We start from the raw sequence: 15783 nt of genomic DNA, 5'->3' as shown, positions 1-15783 counted from the left end.
CAGTGATCGTCGCGGCGGGAGCCGCTGCCGAAGGCCCGCGACTGCTTACTGACCGATGACGTTCCCGGTCCGGCTGAGCCTGCCGACGACCAGGGCGAGGGGTGCCCACGCGGCCCGGCCCCGCACGACCACCGCGAAGGCCCGGAGGAGGACGTCCGGACCGCGCAGGGGGAGCAGGCGCACGCCGGCCCGCTCGGGCACGCCCTCCGCCAGCAGGCCGACGCCGAGGCCCGCGGCGACCAGGTCCTGGACCAGGTCGAGGCTGTCCGCCCGGTGCGCGATCCGCGGCGTGAAACCGGCGTGCGCGGCGAGGGCGGCGACCACCTTCTCGTCGGCGTCGTTGCGGGAGTTCACGATCCAGTCGTGGTCGCGGTACCGGTCGACCGTCGCGACGGTGGCCAGACCTCCCGCCGCGGACCCCGCCGGCACCCCGAGACCCCAGCGCGTCGTCCACAGTGGAACGACCTCGAACCGGTCCTCGAAGATCCGCGGTGCGAGCGCGTAGTCGTAGACGAGTGCGAGGTCGATCGCGTCCTCGGCGAGCAGGTCCAACGCCTCACCCGGCTCGTGCTCGGCGATCAGCATCCGGACCTGCGTGCCCTCCAGCGACGCGAGCAGCGGGAGCAGCGAGCGCCGGATCGCCGTCGCGAAGCCGGAGACCCGCACGGTGCCCGCGGGCTCGGCCTCGGGGTCCAGGTCGGACCGGGCCGCCTCGACGGCGGCGAGGATGGTGACCCCGTGGTCGGCCAGCCGCCGCCCCGCCGGGGTGAGCCGGACCCGGCGTCCGACCGGTTCCAGCAGGGCGGTGCCGGTCTCCCTGGCGAGCGCCGCGATCTGCTGCGAGACGGTGGACGTGGTGACCCCCATCTCGTCGGCCACCTCATGCATCGAGCCGAGGCGGGCCAGTGCGACCAGCAGCTCCAGGCGGCGCGTCTCCATTCACGAATCATGAACGGTATGTGCGGCGAAGTCACGTGGACATGAACGGTCCGGGTGTCCTCTACTGGACGGCGTGAGCACTTCTCCGCGTTCCGGTGTGACCCTCGCGGTCGTCGCCATGCTCTGCGTCCAGGTGGGCCTCGCCGTGTCCGTCGGGCTGATCGACCGGCTCGGCACCGACGGCACGTCCTGGCTGCGGCTGGCGTGGGCGGGGCTGCTGCTCGCGGTCGTGGTCCGGCCCCCGTTGCGCGGGTTCAGCCGCCGCGTCCTGCTGACCTGCGTCCTGCTCGGTGTGGTGACGGCCGGGCTCACCTTCCTGTTCATGGCGGCCGTCGCGCGGATCCCGCTCGGCACCGCGAGCGCTCTGGAGTTCCTCGGCCCCCTCGGTGTGGCGGTCGCACGGGGCCGTGGGCGGGCACGCCTGTGGGCGCTCGTCGCGGCGGCCGGGGTGCTGCTGCTCACCGAGCCGTGGCACGGCGGAATCGACGCGGCCGGTGTCGGCTTCGCGCTGGCGGCGGCGGCCTGCTGGGCCGCGTACATCGTGCTGACGCAGAAGGTCGGCGACGAGGCGACCGGCCTGCGTGGCCTCGCGGTCTCGATGCCGGTCGCGGGCCTCACCGCCACCGTGTTCGTGGCGCTGACGGACGCGCCGGCGGTGTTCGGCGCCCTCGACCTGCAGCTGTTGCTGGTCGGGCTCGGGATCGCCGTGCTGCTCCCGGTGGTGCCGTTCAGCCTGGAGATGCTCGCGCTGCGCAGGCTCACCACCGCGGCGTTCGGCACGCTGATGGCGCTCGAGCCGGCGATCGCGCTGGTCGTGGGCCTGGTCGGGTTGCAGCAGGTGCCGGGCTGGAGCGCCGTTGCCGGGGTCGGGTTCGTGGTCGCTGCCGGGATCGGGGCCGAACGCACCGGCGCGCGTGCGGCTGTGACGGGACCGCCGGCCGAGCCGAGCGTCCATTGATCGCTCCGGGCCGCACCCGTCGTGGTACACCTGCCGGGTGCGGAGGGGTGGGCTGCGGCTGGCGCTCGTCGCCTGCGTGGCCGGGCTCCTGGCCGCTTGCACCACGACGGCGAGCGGATCGGATGCGCCCGCTCCGACGACCCCGGCCCGCGCGCCGGAGACGCCGGTGCGGGTGCTGCAGCTGAACCTGTGCAGCAGTGGCATCGCCGGTTGCTACACCGGCCGGTCGACGGCAGAGGCCGCCGAGGTGATCCGCGCGGAGCGACCCGACCTGGTCACCCTCAACGAGGTCTGCGACGACGACGTGCCGGCCCTGGAGCGGGCGCTCGGCGACGTCGTACCCGGCGGCGGGGTCGGGTCAGCGTTCCAGGCCGCGCGGAACGGGCGCACCGGCCAGCCCTACCGCTGCCGCAACGGCCGGCAGTACGGGATCGGCATCGTCTCGCGGTGGTCGGCATTGCCCGGGACGACCGCCGAAGGCGGGATCTACCCGGCCCAGGACCCGGACGACCCCGAGGAACGGGCGTGGCTGTGCATGGAGGTCGGCGCCAGCCCGGCCGTCGCCGTCTGCACGACGCACCTGGCCTACACCGTGCGGAAGGTCGCGAGTGCCCAGTGCGGGTACCTGTTCAGCGCGGTCGTGGCGGGCATGCGGGCCAGGGACGGGGCCGCCCCACTGGTGGTGGGCGGCGACCTGAACCTCGGGTCGGGCGACAGCCCCGAGCTGGCCGGGTGCCTCCCGCCCGGTTCGGTGCTCGCCGACGACGACGGACAGCAGCACGTGGTGGCGACGCCCGAGTTCGTGATGGGGGGCAGCAGGAAGATCGACCTGGACGAGACCGACCACCCTGGTCTGCTCGTCGACCTCGTGCTGCGGTGACGCGCCGCTCCAGGCCGTTGTGAAACGTTCCAAGCGTTGTTAGCGTCCCGCCTTGCTCGTGGTCGGTCCGGTCGTCGGGCCACCGCGCTCGATGAGGAGGCCGCCGTGACGCCCGTCGAGTGGACGGCCCAGTGGTCAGCACAGTGGATCGGCAAGCGCACGGATCCGGCCCGCCGGATGGTGCTCTCCCTGGCTTCGGATCACGTGGCCTGGGTCGAGCCGGGCCACTGGGTGGGACAGACGTTCACCGCGCCGGGCCCGGTGACGGCCGTGGGGCTGGACCTGGTGAGCGAGCCGGGGGTCGAGGTGCGCGGCAGTCTCGAGCTGTGCGCCGCTGACGGCACCGTCCTGGCCGGTCAGGTCGTCGAGCAGGGCGTCTTCCGGTGGGACCGCTTCGCCCACTTCCTCGAGCTCCCCGAGCCCGTCGCTGCGGGCGAGTACCTCCTGCGGCTGCGGGGGGAGCAGGGCCGGATCGGCTGGCACACGCTGTCCGAGCCCGCGCCGACCGGACCGGACGACGGCGTTTCGCCGCTCCCGGTAGCCGGTAACGCGCTGCGCGACGGCGCCCCGGAGCCGGGAGTGCGGGCGATCGGGGTGGAGACCGTCCCCGCGCCCAACCCGGTGTTCCGCACGACGTTCACCGTCCCGGAGGGGGTGCGGGCGGCCCGGATCGCCGCGGTCGGGCTCGGGTACGGCGAGTTCCTGGTCAACGGGCGTCCGGTCACCGACGACGTGCTGGAACCCGCGCAGACGACGTACGACCGCACGATCCTGTACCGGACCCACGACGTCACCCCGCTCCTGCTGGCGGGGGAGAACACGCTCACCGCCGAGCTCGGCCGTGGTTTCCACTCCGCCCGAGGGGCGAACACCTGGGCGTGGAACTTCGTCCGGTGGCATCGCGAGCCGGTGGCGCTGGTGCAGCTGGAGTACGTCGACGGGGCGGGGGAGCGCCACGTCGTCGCCTCGGGCCCCGGCTGGGAGGCGGCCGAGAGCGCGGTGACGGCCGACCTGCTCTACACGGGTGAGACCACCGACCCGGCCCACGCCCGCGGTGCCGCCTGGGAGCCGGCGCTCGTCGTGGCGCCGCCGGGCGGGGAGCTGCGGCCCGCGACCGCTCCGCCGGTCCGCCGCAGCGAGCTGCTCACGCCCGTGTCGAGCACGGCGCTGGACGGGCAGATCGTCGTGCACGACTTCGGGGAGGTGCTGGCCGGCCGGATCCGCCTGACCGTGGTCGGCGACGCAGGCGCGCAGCTCGTCGTGCGCTACGCCGAAGGGCTCCAGCCGGACGGGTCCGTCCGCTGCGAGAACGTGCTGGCCGCGGGGGAGGCGCAGGTCGACCGCTTCGTCCTGGCCGATACCGGCGAGGAGGTCACCTGGGAGCCGCGGTTCTCCTACAAGGGCTTCCGGTACGCCGGTGTGGAGGTTCTCGGTCGGGCGACGGTCACCGCGGTCCGGGCGGTGCGGCTGGAGACGGCGGTGTCGCGCGTCGGGGAGTTCGAGTGCGCGGACGAGGTCCTGACCTGGATCGACGCCGCCACCGCTCGGACGTTCCTCAACAACCTGCACGGCGTGCCCACCGACACCCCGGTGTACGAGAAGAACGGCTGGACCGCCGACGCCCACCTCGCGACCGAGGCCGTGCTGCACCACGTCGACCTGCGCGCGTCGTTCGGGAAGTGGATGGACGACCACGTCGACGCGCGCGACGAGCACGGCATGGTGCCGCAGATCGTGCCCACCCCGGACTGGGGCCGGGCGGCCGACCCCGCGTGGAGCGCCTCGATGGTGCTGATCCCGTGGTACCTCTACCGCGAGTACGGCGACCGCGCGGTCCTCGAGCGCTACGCCGACCCCATCCGGACCTACACCGACCGGCTGCTCGACCTCGCCCCGGACGGCCTGTGGGTGCACGGCAGCTGGGGCGACTGGCTCTCGCCCGGCCACATGTTCGCCCCCGAGGGGCCGATGCCGACCGCGACGATGATGCTGCGCCACGTCGCGTGCCGGGCGGCCGACGTCCTCGACGAGCTGGGGGAGACCGCCGACGCCGAGCGGTACCGGGCGGCGGCCGAGCGCGTGGCGGCGGCGTACCACCGGCGCTTCTTCGACGCCGCCTCCGGCACCTACCGCGATCCGGCGGTCGGGTACCGGCAGGCGATGAACGTGCTCCCGCTTGCGTTCGGCGCCGTGCCCGCGGAGCACGTCGCCGCCGTGGCCGACGGTCTGTTCACCGACATCGAGCACCGCACGAAGGGCCACCTGGACTGCGGCGCGGTCGCGGCGAAGCACCTGATGCCGGTGCTGGCCGCGCACGGCCGTCCCGACCTCGCCGTCACCGTCGCCACCCAGCGGGACCGGCCGGGCTGGGGCGTGTGGCGCGACGCAGGCGCCACGACGCTGATGGAGTCGTGGGACGAGACGGCGCGCTCCCACAACCACTACTTCCTCGGCGCCGCGGCGGCGTGGATCCAGCAGGCGGTGGGCGGCCTGCGCGCGACCGGCCCCGGGTGGGCGACGTTCGACGTCGCGCCGATCGTCGACGACCGGATCGGATGGGCGCGGATCGCCCACACGACCGTCCGCGGACGGGCCGCGGTGGCCTGGCGGCGCTCCGACGGCGGGTGGGAGCTGGACGTCGAGGTCCCGGAGACCGCCGTCGCGACGGTGCGGCTGCCGGGGCTGGCGGACACCGCCCTCCGGCCCGGGCGGCACGAGCTGCGCCTGCCTGCCGTCGCCCCCTGAGCACCGGCGGGTTCAGCACAGGGCCGGCAGGGTCGGCCGTCGGCCCGATTCCTCCGGCGCGTCTCCCGGGTCTTTGGTGGAGGGACGTGCGCGTGTGCGTCCCGATGCCTACGTCAGGAGAAGGACGCCCGTGAAGATCAGCCTCTACCTGCCCACCGGTCTGGGTCACGAGTTCGCCGGACACCCCGACCCGGTCGCAGCCTTCGAGACCATCGTCGAGCTGGCCCGGACCGCGGACGAGAGCGGATACGAGACCGTGTGGGCGCCGGACCACTTCGTGACACTCCCGCCGACGCCCGCCTACATGTTCGAGTGCTGGACCACGCTCGCGGCACTCGCGCGCGAGACCCATCGGGTCCGGATCGGCCAGATGGTCACCGGCGTCAGCTACCGCAACCCCGCCGTCCAGGCCAAGATGGCCTCGACCCTCGACGTGCTGTCGGGCGGCCGGTTCACCTTCGGGATCGGTGCCGGGTGGTACGAGGCCGAGTACCTCTCCTACGGCTACGACTTCCCCGCCGCCCCCGAGCGCCTCGCCCGGCTCAAGGAAGCTGCACAGATCATCCGATCGATGTGGACCGAGCCGACGACCACGTTCGAGGGCCGGTACTACCAGGTCCGCGACGCGATCAACGAGCCGAAGGGGGTGCAGGCCCCGCACCCGCCGATGATGATCGCCGGGAGCGGCGAGAAGGTCACCCTGAGGACCGTCGCCGAGCTCGGCGACGCCTGCAACATCCAGACCTCACCGCAGGAGTTCGAGCGCAAGGACGCCATCCTGCGCAGGCACTGCGAGGAGGTGGGCCGACCCCACGAGGAGATCCACCGGACCTCGACCTCCTACTGCATCATCGCCGACAGCGACGAGGAGGCCAGTGCCCAGGTCCCCCCGTGGGCGCCCGCCGTCTTCCCGGGAGATCTCGCCTCCTACGGGCTGATCGGCACGCTCGAGACCATCCGCGGGCGGCTGGCCGCCTACGAGGACGCCGGTGTGCAGGAGCTGCTCGTCAGCTTCCACGACTGCCTCGACCCCGAGCGGGTGCGGCAGTTCGCGGCCGAGTTCCTCTCCCCGGCTGTCGACGGCAGCTACGTCTTCAAGCGGTGAGCGCGGTGCGCAACATCATCCAGTCCACCTTGATCTCGGCCGACGGGGTGACGAACGAACCGGGCGGGTGGGCGCTGCCCTACTTCGACGAGGAGTTCCACGAAGAGGCCGCCGAGCTGATGCACCGGTGTGACGCGATGCTGATGGGACGGGGGATCTACGAGAACCTCTCCGGGGTGTGGCCGGGGCGGACCGGCGACTTCGCCGACGCGATCAACGGCATGCGCAAGTACGTCTTCTCCTCGAAGCTCGAAGCGGCCGAGTGGAACAACTCGGTCGTCGTGCGTGGCGACGTCGTCGACGAGGTCACCGAGCTGAAGGGGGAGGGCGGCAAGGACCTGGTCCTCTTCGGGCACGGCCGGCTGGGCAACACCCTGCTCGAGCACGGACTGCTGGACGAGCTGCGGCTTTCGGTGCACCCGGTCATCGCGGGTGGGGCTCACGGCGAGTTCCGGCAGAACCCGAAGACGCCACTGACGCTGATCGGCAGCCACGTGCGGAAGTCCGGTGTGGTGGTGCTGAACTACTCGACGGCGCCCGGTGAGGGAAGATCATGATCTTGGTGACGGGCGCGGCCGGGAAGGCCGGCAGCGCCGTCGTGCGCGAGCTCGCGCGGCAGGGGGTACGGGCCCGCGCACTGGTGCGGGATGCGCGGAAGGCGGCCGCGCTCGCCGGGTTGCCGACGATCGAACCGGTCGTGGGCGACATGCGTCGCCGCAGCGAGCTGCTGCCCGCCCTCGACGGGGTGGAGCGGGCCCTGCTGATCTCCTCGCCGACCGAGCAGATGGTGGACACCCAGATCAGCTTCATCGACACGGCCGAGGTCGCCGGTGTCGCCCGTGTCGTGAAACTCTCCGGCAAGGAGTCGGGGGAGGGGTTCGACCCGGAGGTCTTCCGGGGCACGCGCTGGCACGGGCAGATCGAGAGGTACCTGGAGCGGTCGACGCTCGCGTGGACGCACCTGCGGCCCAGCCAGTTCATGCAGAACTACCTGCCGGGCTCGATCACCGGGTTCGACCCGAGTGATCGCGCATTGACGATGCCCATCGGCAGGAGCTCGCTCGCACCGGTCGATCTGGGGGACGTCGCGAAGGCGGCCGTCGAGCTGCTCGCACGGGACGGCTACGAGGGCCGCAGCTTCCTGATGACCGGTCCGGAGGCGCTCACCATGGCGGAGGTGGCCGATCGGGTCTCCGCGGCCACCGGTGAGTGGTTCCGGCACGTCGACGTCCCGATGGGCGAGAAACTTGCTGCGATGGCGGCGGCCGGCCTGCCGGCCCACGTGGTCGATCTCTTGGAGGAGCAGTTCGTGGAGCGCAGCAGGTGCACGACCTCGGTGGTGGACCTGTCCACGCACCTGGCGTTCGGCATCGAGCCGACGACGTTCGCCCGGTTCGCCGAGGAGAACGCCGACAGCTTCGTCGGGGCTGCCCTGCGAGCATGAGGAGCGGGGTGCGGACCGATTCCTTCCGGCGCCCGGTCGGGTCTAGACAGGTATGAGCCGTGGTCCAGGATCGAGGCACCGATGAGCGCGAACGTCGACGCAGCGCCGGAGGAGGCGGAGTTCTCCCGAGCCGCCGAGCCGTACCGCCGCGCCCTGATGGGCCACTGCTACCGCATGCTGGGCACGTGGGAGGAGGCCGAGGACGTCGTCCAGGAGACCTACCTGCGGGCCTGGCGGGCCTACCGCAACCTCGAGCACAAGGACCTGCTCCGGGTCTGGCTCTACCGCATCGCCACGAACGCCTGCCTGACCGCGCTCCAGCAGCGCGGCCGCCGCGCGCTCCCCTCGGGCCTCGGCGCGCCGAGCACGAACCCGGACGCCGAGCCGAACGCCGACGGTCCGGGGCCCTGGATCGAGCCGATCGCGGACGAGGCCGCGCTGCCCGAGTCCCGCGACCCCGCGGCCATCGTCGCGTCGCGCGAGGGCATCCGGCTCGCCCTCATCGCCAGCCTGCAGCACCTCCCTGCCCGGCAGCGAGCGGTGTTGATCCTGCGCGACGTCCTCGCGTTCCCCGCGTCCGACGTGGCCGAGATGCTCGGCATGAGCACCGTCGCGGTCAAGAGCGCTCTCCAGCGGGCCAGGACCCGCCTCGAGGAGGTCGCGCCCACCAGGGAGGCGCTGCTGGAGCCGGACGACCCGCGCGCCCGTGAGCTGCTCGACCAGTACGTCACGGGGTTCGAGAACGCCGACACGGCCGCGCTGGAGAAGGCGCTGCGGACGGACGCCGCACTGGAGATGGTCCCGTCCGGGACGTGGTTCGCGGGGAAGGCGACCTGCATGCAGCTCCTCGAGCGCGTCATCGGGGCGCCCGGGACCTGGAAGATGGTCCCGACCACGGCGAACGGCCAGCCGGCCGCAGCGGCGTACGTGCTCGGTGAGGACGGACGGCACCACGCCTACGGCATCGGTGTGCTCGCCCCCACGGCGTCCGGCATCGCCCAGATACTCGCCGTGGGCGATGCCGGCCTCGTGGAGCGCTTCGGCCTGCCGGCAGTGGTCTGAGGAGCACCACTGCCGGTGATCAGCGGCCGATGATCGTGCGAGCAGCACGACCCGTCGCGTCATGCCGTGACGGACACCCCGCCGTCGACCGCGAGGACCTGGCCGGTCACGAACGTGGCCGTCATGAGGTAGAGGTAGGCCTCGGCGACCTCCTCCACCGTCCCCAGCCTGCCGAGCGGGACCTTGGTGACGAACCCGGCCCGGATCTGCTCGAACTGCGCGCGCGGCAGCCCGCTCCAGAACGGGGTGTCCATGAACGTCGGGGCGACCGCGTTCACGCGCACGGCCGGCCCGAGCTCGACGGCGAGACCCTGCACAAGTGCGCCGAGCCCGAGGTTGGCGACGGTGGAGGCGGACGTGTCGTGCGGTCGCCCGCCGGTTCCCGACGTGAAGACGACGCTGCCGCCGGCGCGCACGAGCGGGGCGGCGAGACGCGCGATCGTCCAGTTGGTCAGGAACTTGGACTCGACGACGTGACGCATGGTCTCCGGCGTGGTGTCGATGAACCCGCCGGACATCGAGTCGCCGATCATCGACACGACGTGGTCGACCGCGCCGACATCGGTGAAGAAGCCGCGGAGCGCGTCCTCGTCGTGCGCGTCGAAGGCTGCGGTGCGTTCGGTCCCGATCCGGGCGGCGGCCGCGGCGAGTTTGGCCTCGTCGCGCCCGGTGACGACGAGATGTGCTCCCGCGGCGGCGGCCCGCCGGGCGACCTCGGCTCCGATGCCGGAGCTCCCGCCGACCACCAGCACCGTGCGTCCGTCGAGCGCTGTTCGTCCGGTGGCCACGGCGCTCATGCCTTGCCTTGCAGGGCGGCGAGGACGGGGGCGGGGGTCCGCTCGGCGAACCGGCTGCGGTGGTCGACGATCCCGGCCCAGGTCGGCCGCAGTCCGATCCGCACCGAGCGCAGGCCCGGCCGGTCGATCGCGGCGACGAACGGATCGGTCTCCGCGCTGCCGCGCACCTTGCGCCCGGCCGCCACGTACTCCGGCAGCACGCCGTCGACCTCGAGGAGCGTCACCGGGCCGCGCAGCAGCAGCACCTGCGGCGCCCCGTCGTTCACGTCGATGCTGACGGCCACGTCCGGTCGTGCCGCGAGGTCGGCGACCTTGAACGCGCCGGCGAAGGCGCCCATGACCAGCTCTTCCCCCGTCCACACCGCGTTCATCGGGGTGACTCGTGGGTTGCCGTCTCGGCCGACCCAGGCCAGGTGCGCTGGTACGGGCGCGGCCAGCAGGAACCGGGCCGTCTCGGTGTCGAGCAGCCGCAGATCGCCTTGCGGCAGCTGATCGGGAATCGTCATGGTCCTAAATTAGGAGTGCTGATCCTGGAAGGCAACCATGCGTTCCGAGCTAGGATTCCGATGTGGATGCCGGCCGGAGCTACGGCGACCCGTGCGGGGTGGCTCGCAGCCTCGACGTGGTGGGTGAGCGGTGGGCGCTGCTGGTCGTCCGCGAGCTGCTGCTCGGGCCGAAGCGGTTCGCCGATCTCCGGGCCGGTCTGGGCTCGGTGAGTGCCAACGTGCTCAGCCAGCGGCTGCGCGAGCTCGAGGGCCACGGGATCGTGGAGCGCCGCGAGCTGGGCCCGCCGCTCCGCGTGCACGTCTACGAGCTCACGCCGTGGGGTCGGGAACTGGAGCCGGTGCTGCTGCATTTTGGGCGCTGGGGCTCCCGGGCACCTCGGCCCGAGGGCGGCCGGCTCGGGATCGACTCCATGATGCTGAGCATCATGGCCGCGCACTCCGCGGGCGGCGGCCCGCCGGACGACCAGGTGTACGAGATCCGCGTCGACGACGAGACCTTCACGGCCGAGACCGTCGACGGGCGGCTGCGTCTGCGTCGCGCGAATGCCGACGGCCCGGCTGCCACCGCCACGACCGATGCCGCCACCCTCGGCGCGATCATTTCCGGCGAGGCTACGGTCGCTGCCGCCGTGAGCGACAACGCGCTGGTGCTCACCGGCTCCCCGGAGGCCGTGCAGCACCTGACGGCGCTGCTCACCGCCGCCGGATGAGAACCGCTCGCTGATCGGCTTTCCTGTCGACGGGATGGTCGCATCGTATGCGGAGAAGATATACGATCCCGTAGACGATCTGCCGCATGCGAAGGAGTCCGTACATGGACGGACCGGGTGCCGCCGGCCTGGGTGGACCGGGCCGGGACGCGGTGACCGAGGTGCTCGGGAGGCGCCCCGGCAAGATCATCGCGGTCCACCTCAACTACCCGTCGCGCGCGGCGCAGCGCGGACGAACCCCGGACGCGGCCTCGTACTTCCTGAAGCCGTCCTCGTCGCTGGCCGGCTCCGGGGTCGTGGAGCGGCCGTGGGGTACCGAGCTGCTCGCGTTCGAGGGCGAGATCGCGCTGGTGATCGGGAGGCCCGCGCGGCACGTGCGGCCGGACGACGGCTGGTCCCACGTGGGCTGGGTGACGGCGGCCAACGACCTCGGCCTGCAGGACCTGCGCACCGCCGACCGGGGTTCCAACGTGCGTTCCAAGGGCGGTGACGGCTTCACCCCGCTCGGACCGGCGCTGCTGCCCGCGGCCGAGCTGGACCCGGCCGGGCTGCGGGTGCGCACGTGGCTGGACGGGGAGCTCGTGCAGGACGACACCAGCGCCACGTTGCTGTTCGGCTTCGGGCACCTGGTGGCCGACCTGTCCCGCATGCTGACCCTGGAGGAGGGGGACGTCGTCCTCACCGGTACCCCGGCCGGAGCGTCGGTCGCCGCGCCCGGGCAGGTCGTCGAGGTGGAGGTCGGCACCGTCGACGGGAGCCGGAACACCGGCCGGTTGCGCACCAGGGTCGTCGACGGCCCCCCGCTCGCGTCGTGGGGCTCGCCGCCGTACGTCGACGAGGCCGTGCGCGCCGACGCATGGGGCGCCCCGCCCGTGACGCAGCCGGTTCTGTCCGGCGAGCTGCGCGAGCGGCTGCACCACGTCGCCGTCGCGACGCTGTCGGTGCAGCTGCGCAAGCGCGGCTTCGACGATGCGAGCATCGACGGCGTCCGCGGGCTCGTGCCGGGCCGTCGGCTGGTCGGCACCGCGCGCACGCTGCGGTTCGTGCCGTTCCGGCCCGATCTGTTCGCCTCGCGCGGCGGGGGCTACAACGCCCAGAAGCGAGCCGTGGACACGATCCTCCCCGGCGAGGTGCTCGTCATGGAGGCTCGCCGCGACCCGACCGCGGGCACGTTGGGCGACATCCTCGCGCTGCGGGCCCAGGTCCGCGGGGCGGCCGGGATCGTCACCGACGGGGCCGCCCGGGACGCCGCCGCGATCGCCGCCCTCGACCTGCCCGTCTTCACGTCGGGCCGGCACCCGGCGGTGCTGGGCAGGCGGCACGTGCCGTGGGAGACCGACGTGACGATCGCCTGTGGTGGGGCCACCGTGCAGGTCGGTGACGTGATCGTCGCCGATGACGACGGTGCGGTCGTGATCCCGCCGGGACTGGTCGAGGAGGTGCTCGCCGGGGCGGAGCAGCAGGAGCACGAGGAGGCGTGGATCGCAGGCCGGGTGGCCGACGGTGCCGGGCTCGATGGCCTGTACCCCCTTGCGGGGCAGTGGCGGCAGCGCTACGAGGAGTCCCGGTGACCATCCCGACCGCGTCCAAGGTCGACCTCGCCCACGACCTCATCCGCCGCCGCATCCGCGACGGCGCCTACACCCCCGGCTACCGCCTGGTGCTCGGCACGCTGGCCAAGGAGCTGGGCGTGTCGACGGTGCCGGTGCGCGAGGCCGTGCGTCGGCTGGAGGCCGAGGGCCTGGTCGAGGTCGTGCGCAACGTCGGCGCGACCGTCCGCGGGCTGGATCCGGTCGAGTACCGCTGGACGGTGGAGACGCTCGCCGTCGTCGAGGGCGCAGCCACCGGCATGGCCGCCTGCCGGCTGTCCGACGCCGCCCTCGCCGAGGCGCGGCGGCTCAACGACGCCATGCGCGACGGCCTCGACGACCTCGACCCGCTCCGCCACAGCCGGCTCAACCAGCAGTTCCACCGCGTGCTCACCGACCCGTGCCCGAACCCGCACCTGCTCGACCTCGTCGAGCGCGGGTGGACGCGCGTGTCTGCCCTGCGGTCGTCGGTGTTCTCGTTCGTGCCCGAACGGGCGGCCGAGGCCGTGCGCGAGCACGACGCCATCCTCGATCTGATCGCGCGCGGCGCGCCGGCCGCCGAGATCGACGCCGCCACCCGGGCCCACCGCGAGGCCACCCTGCACGCCGTCCTCCAGCACACGAACGGAGAAGCATGAGGTTCCGCTCCGACCCCGCGCAGATCCGCGGCTCGATCGCGCCCCTGGTCACCCCGTTCACCGAGGACGGCGACGTCGACCACGACGACCTGCGCGGGCTCGTGCGCTGGCAGCTGGCCTCCGGCTCCCACGGCATCTCGCTGGGTGGTTCGACCGGGGAGCCGTCGGCGCAGTCGATCGCCGAGCGCGCCGAGGCCATCCGCGTCGTGGCCACGGAGGTCGACGACCGCGTGCCGTTCCTGCCCGGCACCGGCTCGGCCAAGCTCGCCGAGACCCTCGAGCTCACCGCGGCCGCCCGGGACGCCGGGGCCGACGCCGCCCTCGTGATCACCCCGTACTACGCGCGACCGACGCAGGAGGCGCTGTACGTGTGGTACTCGACGGTGGCGCGGGAGTTCCCCGACCTGCCGATCGTGGCCTACAACGTCCCGTCCCGGACGGCCGTGGAGATCGCGCCGGAGACGGTCGGGCGGCTGTTCCGCGACCACGACAACTTCGTCGGCGTCAAGGAGACCACCAAGGACTTCGAGCACTTCTCCCGCGTGCTGCACGCCGCTGGGCCCGACCTGCTCGTCTGGTCGGGCATCGAGCTGCTGTGCCTGCCGATCCTGCCGCTGGGCGGGGCCGGGTTCGTCTCGGCGCTGGCCAACATCGCACCTGCCGCGGTGGCGCAGATGTACGACGCCGCGGTCGCAGGCGACGCCCAGCGCGCCAGGGAGATCCACTACGGCGTGCACCCGCTCGTGGACCTGCTGTTCGTCGAGACCAACCCGGCTCCGGCGAAGTGGCTGATGAAGCAGCGCGGGCTGATCGGCAGCGACCACGTCCGACCGCCGCTGATCCCGCTGACGGAGAGCGGCCAGGCGAAGGTCCGTGCCCTCGCCGCGGCCGCCGAGCAGTACCTCACCCCGGTCGAGGTGCTTGCATGATCCCCGCAGGCCTCCCGGCCCACCTGCAGCACTTCATCGACGGCAAGCCGTGCGACTCGGTCGGCGGGGCGACGTTCGACGTGCTCGACCCCGTCACCAACCGCACGTACGCGACCGCGGCGGCCGGGCAGGCCGAGGACGTCGACGCCGCGGTGGCCGCCGCCCAGCGCGCCTTCGCCGAAGGTCCGTGGCCCACCATGGCGCCGCGCGCCCGCGCGCGCGTCCTCGACCGGATCGCCGACCTGGTGGAGGCGCGGGACGCGCGGCTGGCCGAGCTGGAGACGTTCGACACCGGCCTGCCGATCACCCAGGCACTCGGCCAGGCGCAGCGGGCCGCGGAGAACTTCCGGTTCTTCGCCGACGTGGTCGTCGGCCAGACCGACGACGCCTACAAGGTGCCCGGCCGGCAGATCAACTACGTCAACCGCAAGCCGGTGGGCGTCGCGGGGCTGATCACGCCGTGGAACACGCCGTTCATGCTGGAGTCCTGGAAGCTCGCTCCGGCGCTCGCGGCGGGCTGCACGGTGGTGCTCAAGCCCGCGGAGTTCACCCCGCTCTCGGCGAGCCTCTGGGCGGAGATCTTCACCGAGGCCGGGCTGCCCCATGGCGTGTTCAACCTCGTCAACGGCATCGGCGAGCAAGCGGGCGCCGCGCTCGTCGAACACCCCGGCACGCGGCTGATCTCGTTCACCGGTGAGACCACCACCGGGCAGACGATCTTCCGCGCCGCCGCCGCGCACCTCAAAGGGCTCTCGATGGAGCTGGGCGGCAAGTCCCCGGTGGTGGTCTTCGAGGACGCCGACCTCGACGCGGCGCTGGACTCGGCGCTGTTCGGCGTGTTCTCCCTCAACGGTGAGCGCTGCACCGCCGGCTCGCGCATCCTCGTGCAGCGCGGCGTCTACGACGAGTTCGTGCAGCGCTTCGCCGAGCGGGCGCGCAACATCGTCGTCGGCGACCCGCACGACCCGAGGACAGAGGTGGGTGCCCTGGTGCACCCGGAGCACCACGAGCGCGTACTGGGCTACGTGGAGATCGGGAAGGAGGAGGGCCGGCTGGTCGCCGGTGGCGCGCGCCCCGAGCACCTCCCGGAGGGCAACTACCTGGCCCCGACGGTCTTCGCCGACGTGCCGCCCACCGCGCGGATCTTCCAGGAGGAGATCTTCGGCCCGGTCGCCGCGCTCACCCCGTTCGCCGACGAGGCGGAGGCGATCGCGCTCGCCAACGACGTGGAGTACGGGCTCGCAGGCTACGTCTGGACGCGGGACCTGACCCGGGGCCACCGCGTGGCCCAGTCGATCGAGGCCGGCATGGTCTGGCTGAACTCGCACAACGTGCGCGACCTGCGCACCCCGTTCGGCGGCGTGAAGGCGTCCGGCCTCGGCCACGAGGGCGGCCACCGCTCCATCGACTTCTACACGGAGGAGCAGGCCGTGCACGTCACGCTCGGCGACGTGCACACCCCCCGCTTCGGAGGGAGCTGA

Annotated in this window: 15 protein-coding genes; 12 read left to right on the top strand and 3 right to left on the bottom strand. The window is 72.9% G+C overall.

What is annotated here, in order from left to right; genetic code table 11:
• Positions 1-45 precede the first annotated feature (45 nt).
• Positions 46-939, bottom strand: coding sequence for a LysR family transcriptional regulator (locus FB388_RS18580; RefSeq protein WP_142103477.1), 894 nt, complete (start codon positions 937-939; stop codon positions 46-48).
• A gap of 73 nt (positions 940-1012) precedes the next feature.
• Between FB388_RS18580 and FB388_RS18575 the strand changes: the two genes are divergently transcribed.
• The 7 genes from FB388_RS18575 to FB388_RS18545 all read left to right on the top strand — a co-directional run bounded on the left by FB388_RS18575 (position 1013) and on the right by FB388_RS18545 (position 9133).
• Positions 1013-1897: an EamA family transporter gene (locus FB388_RS18575; RefSeq protein ID WP_246122165.1), complete on the top strand. Its 885-nt coding sequence runs from the start codon at positions 1013-1015 to the stop codon at positions 1895-1897.
• Between the two features lie 37 nt (positions 1898-1934).
• On the top strand, positions 1935-2777 hold the full coding sequence (locus FB388_RS18570; protein WP_142103476.1) for an endonuclease/exonuclease/phosphatase family protein: 843 nt from the start codon (positions 1935-1937) through the stop codon (positions 2775-2777).
• A 105-nt stretch (positions 2778-2882) separates the two neighbouring features.
• The gene (locus tag FB388_RS18565) at positions 2883-5522 is read left to right on the top strand and encodes a family 78 glycoside hydrolase catalytic domain (RefSeq protein ID WP_142103475.1); all 2640 of its coding nucleotides are present in this window, start codon (positions 2883-2885) and stop codon (positions 5520-5522) included.
• 130 nt (positions 5523-5652) lie between these two features.
• A complete protein-coding gene (locus FB388_RS18560; protein ID WP_142103474.1) occupies positions 5653-6627 on the top strand; it encodes an LLM class F420-dependent oxidoreductase in 975 nt (324 codons plus the stop codon).
• 5 nt (positions 6628-6632) lie between these two features.
• Positions 6633-7184, top strand: coding sequence for a dihydrofolate reductase family protein (locus tag FB388_RS18555; RefSeq protein ID WP_170225720.1), 552 nt, complete (start codon positions 6633-6635; stop codon positions 7182-7184).
• Positions 7181-8071: an NAD(P)H-binding protein gene (locus FB388_RS18550; protein WP_142103472.1), complete on the top strand. Its 891-nt coding sequence runs from the start codon at positions 7181-7183 to the stop codon at positions 8069-8071. Before FB388_RS18555 ends, FB388_RS18550 begins: the two co-directional genes overlap by 4 nt.
• Before the next feature lie 81 nt (positions 8072-8152).
• On the top strand, positions 8153-9133 hold the full coding sequence (locus FB388_RS18545; protein ID WP_142103471.1) for an RNA polymerase subunit sigma-70: 981 nt from the start codon (positions 8153-8155) through the stop codon (positions 9131-9133).
• Between the two features lie 59 nt (positions 9134-9192).
• Here the strand turns inward: FB388_RS18545 and FB388_RS18540 are convergent, their stop codons facing one another.
• Both FB388_RS18540 and FB388_RS18535 read right to left on the bottom strand, forming a co-directional pair.
• Entirely contained in the window at positions 9193-9930 is a 738-nt protein-coding gene (locus FB388_RS18540) for an SDR family oxidoreductase (protein WP_142103470.1), read from the bottom strand.
• Positions 9927-10436, bottom strand: a complete 510-nt coding sequence (locus FB388_RS18535; RefSeq protein ID WP_142103469.1) for a pyridoxamine 5'-phosphate oxidase family protein — start codon at positions 10434-10436, stop codon at positions 9927-9929. The genes FB388_RS18540 and FB388_RS18535 overlap by 4 nt, the downstream gene beginning before the upstream one ends.
• Positions 10437-10498: 62 nt before the next feature.
• Between FB388_RS18535 and FB388_RS18530 the strand changes: the two genes are divergently transcribed.
• The 5 genes from FB388_RS18530 to hpaE all read left to right on the top strand — a co-directional run bounded on the left by FB388_RS18530 (position 10499) and on the right by hpaE (position 15783).
• Positions 10499-11146, top strand: a complete 648-nt coding sequence (locus FB388_RS18530) for a winged helix-turn-helix transcriptional regulator (RefSeq protein ID WP_142103468.1) — start codon at positions 10499-10501, stop codon at positions 11144-11146.
• 104 nt (positions 11147-11250) lie between these two features.
• Positions 11251-12717: a fumarylacetoacetate hydrolase family protein gene (locus FB388_RS18525; RefSeq protein WP_211362095.1), complete on the top strand. Its 1467-nt coding sequence runs from the start codon at positions 11251-11253 to the stop codon at positions 12715-12717.
• Between the two features lie 2 nt (positions 12718-12719).
• Positions 12720-13373 (top strand): GntR family transcriptional regulator, encoded by a 654-nt coding sequence (locus tag FB388_RS18520; RefSeq protein ID WP_425468582.1) that lies wholly within the window; start codon positions 12720-12722, stop codon positions 13371-13373.
• Complete coding sequence (gene dapA, locus FB388_RS18515) at positions 13370-14302, top strand: 4-hydroxy-tetrahydrodipicolinate synthase (RefSeq protein ID WP_142103466.1); 933 nt, start codon at positions 13370-13372, stop codon at positions 14300-14302. Before FB388_RS18520 ends, dapA begins: the two co-directional genes overlap by 4 nt.
• Complete coding sequence (gene hpaE, locus FB388_RS18510; RefSeq protein ID WP_142103465.1) at positions 14299-15783, top strand: 5-carboxymethyl-2-hydroxymuconate semialdehyde dehydrogenase; 1485 nt, start codon at positions 14299-14301, stop codon at positions 15781-15783. Before dapA ends, hpaE begins: the two co-directional genes overlap by 4 nt.

Source organism: Pseudonocardia cypriaca, from assembly GCF_006717045.1.
In the GTDB taxonomy this organism is placed as follows: Bacteria; Actinomycetota; Actinomycetes; order Mycobacteriales; family Pseudonocardiaceae; genus Pseudonocardia; species Pseudonocardia cypriaca.
This window is presented reverse-complemented; position numbering and strand designations above follow the sequence as displayed.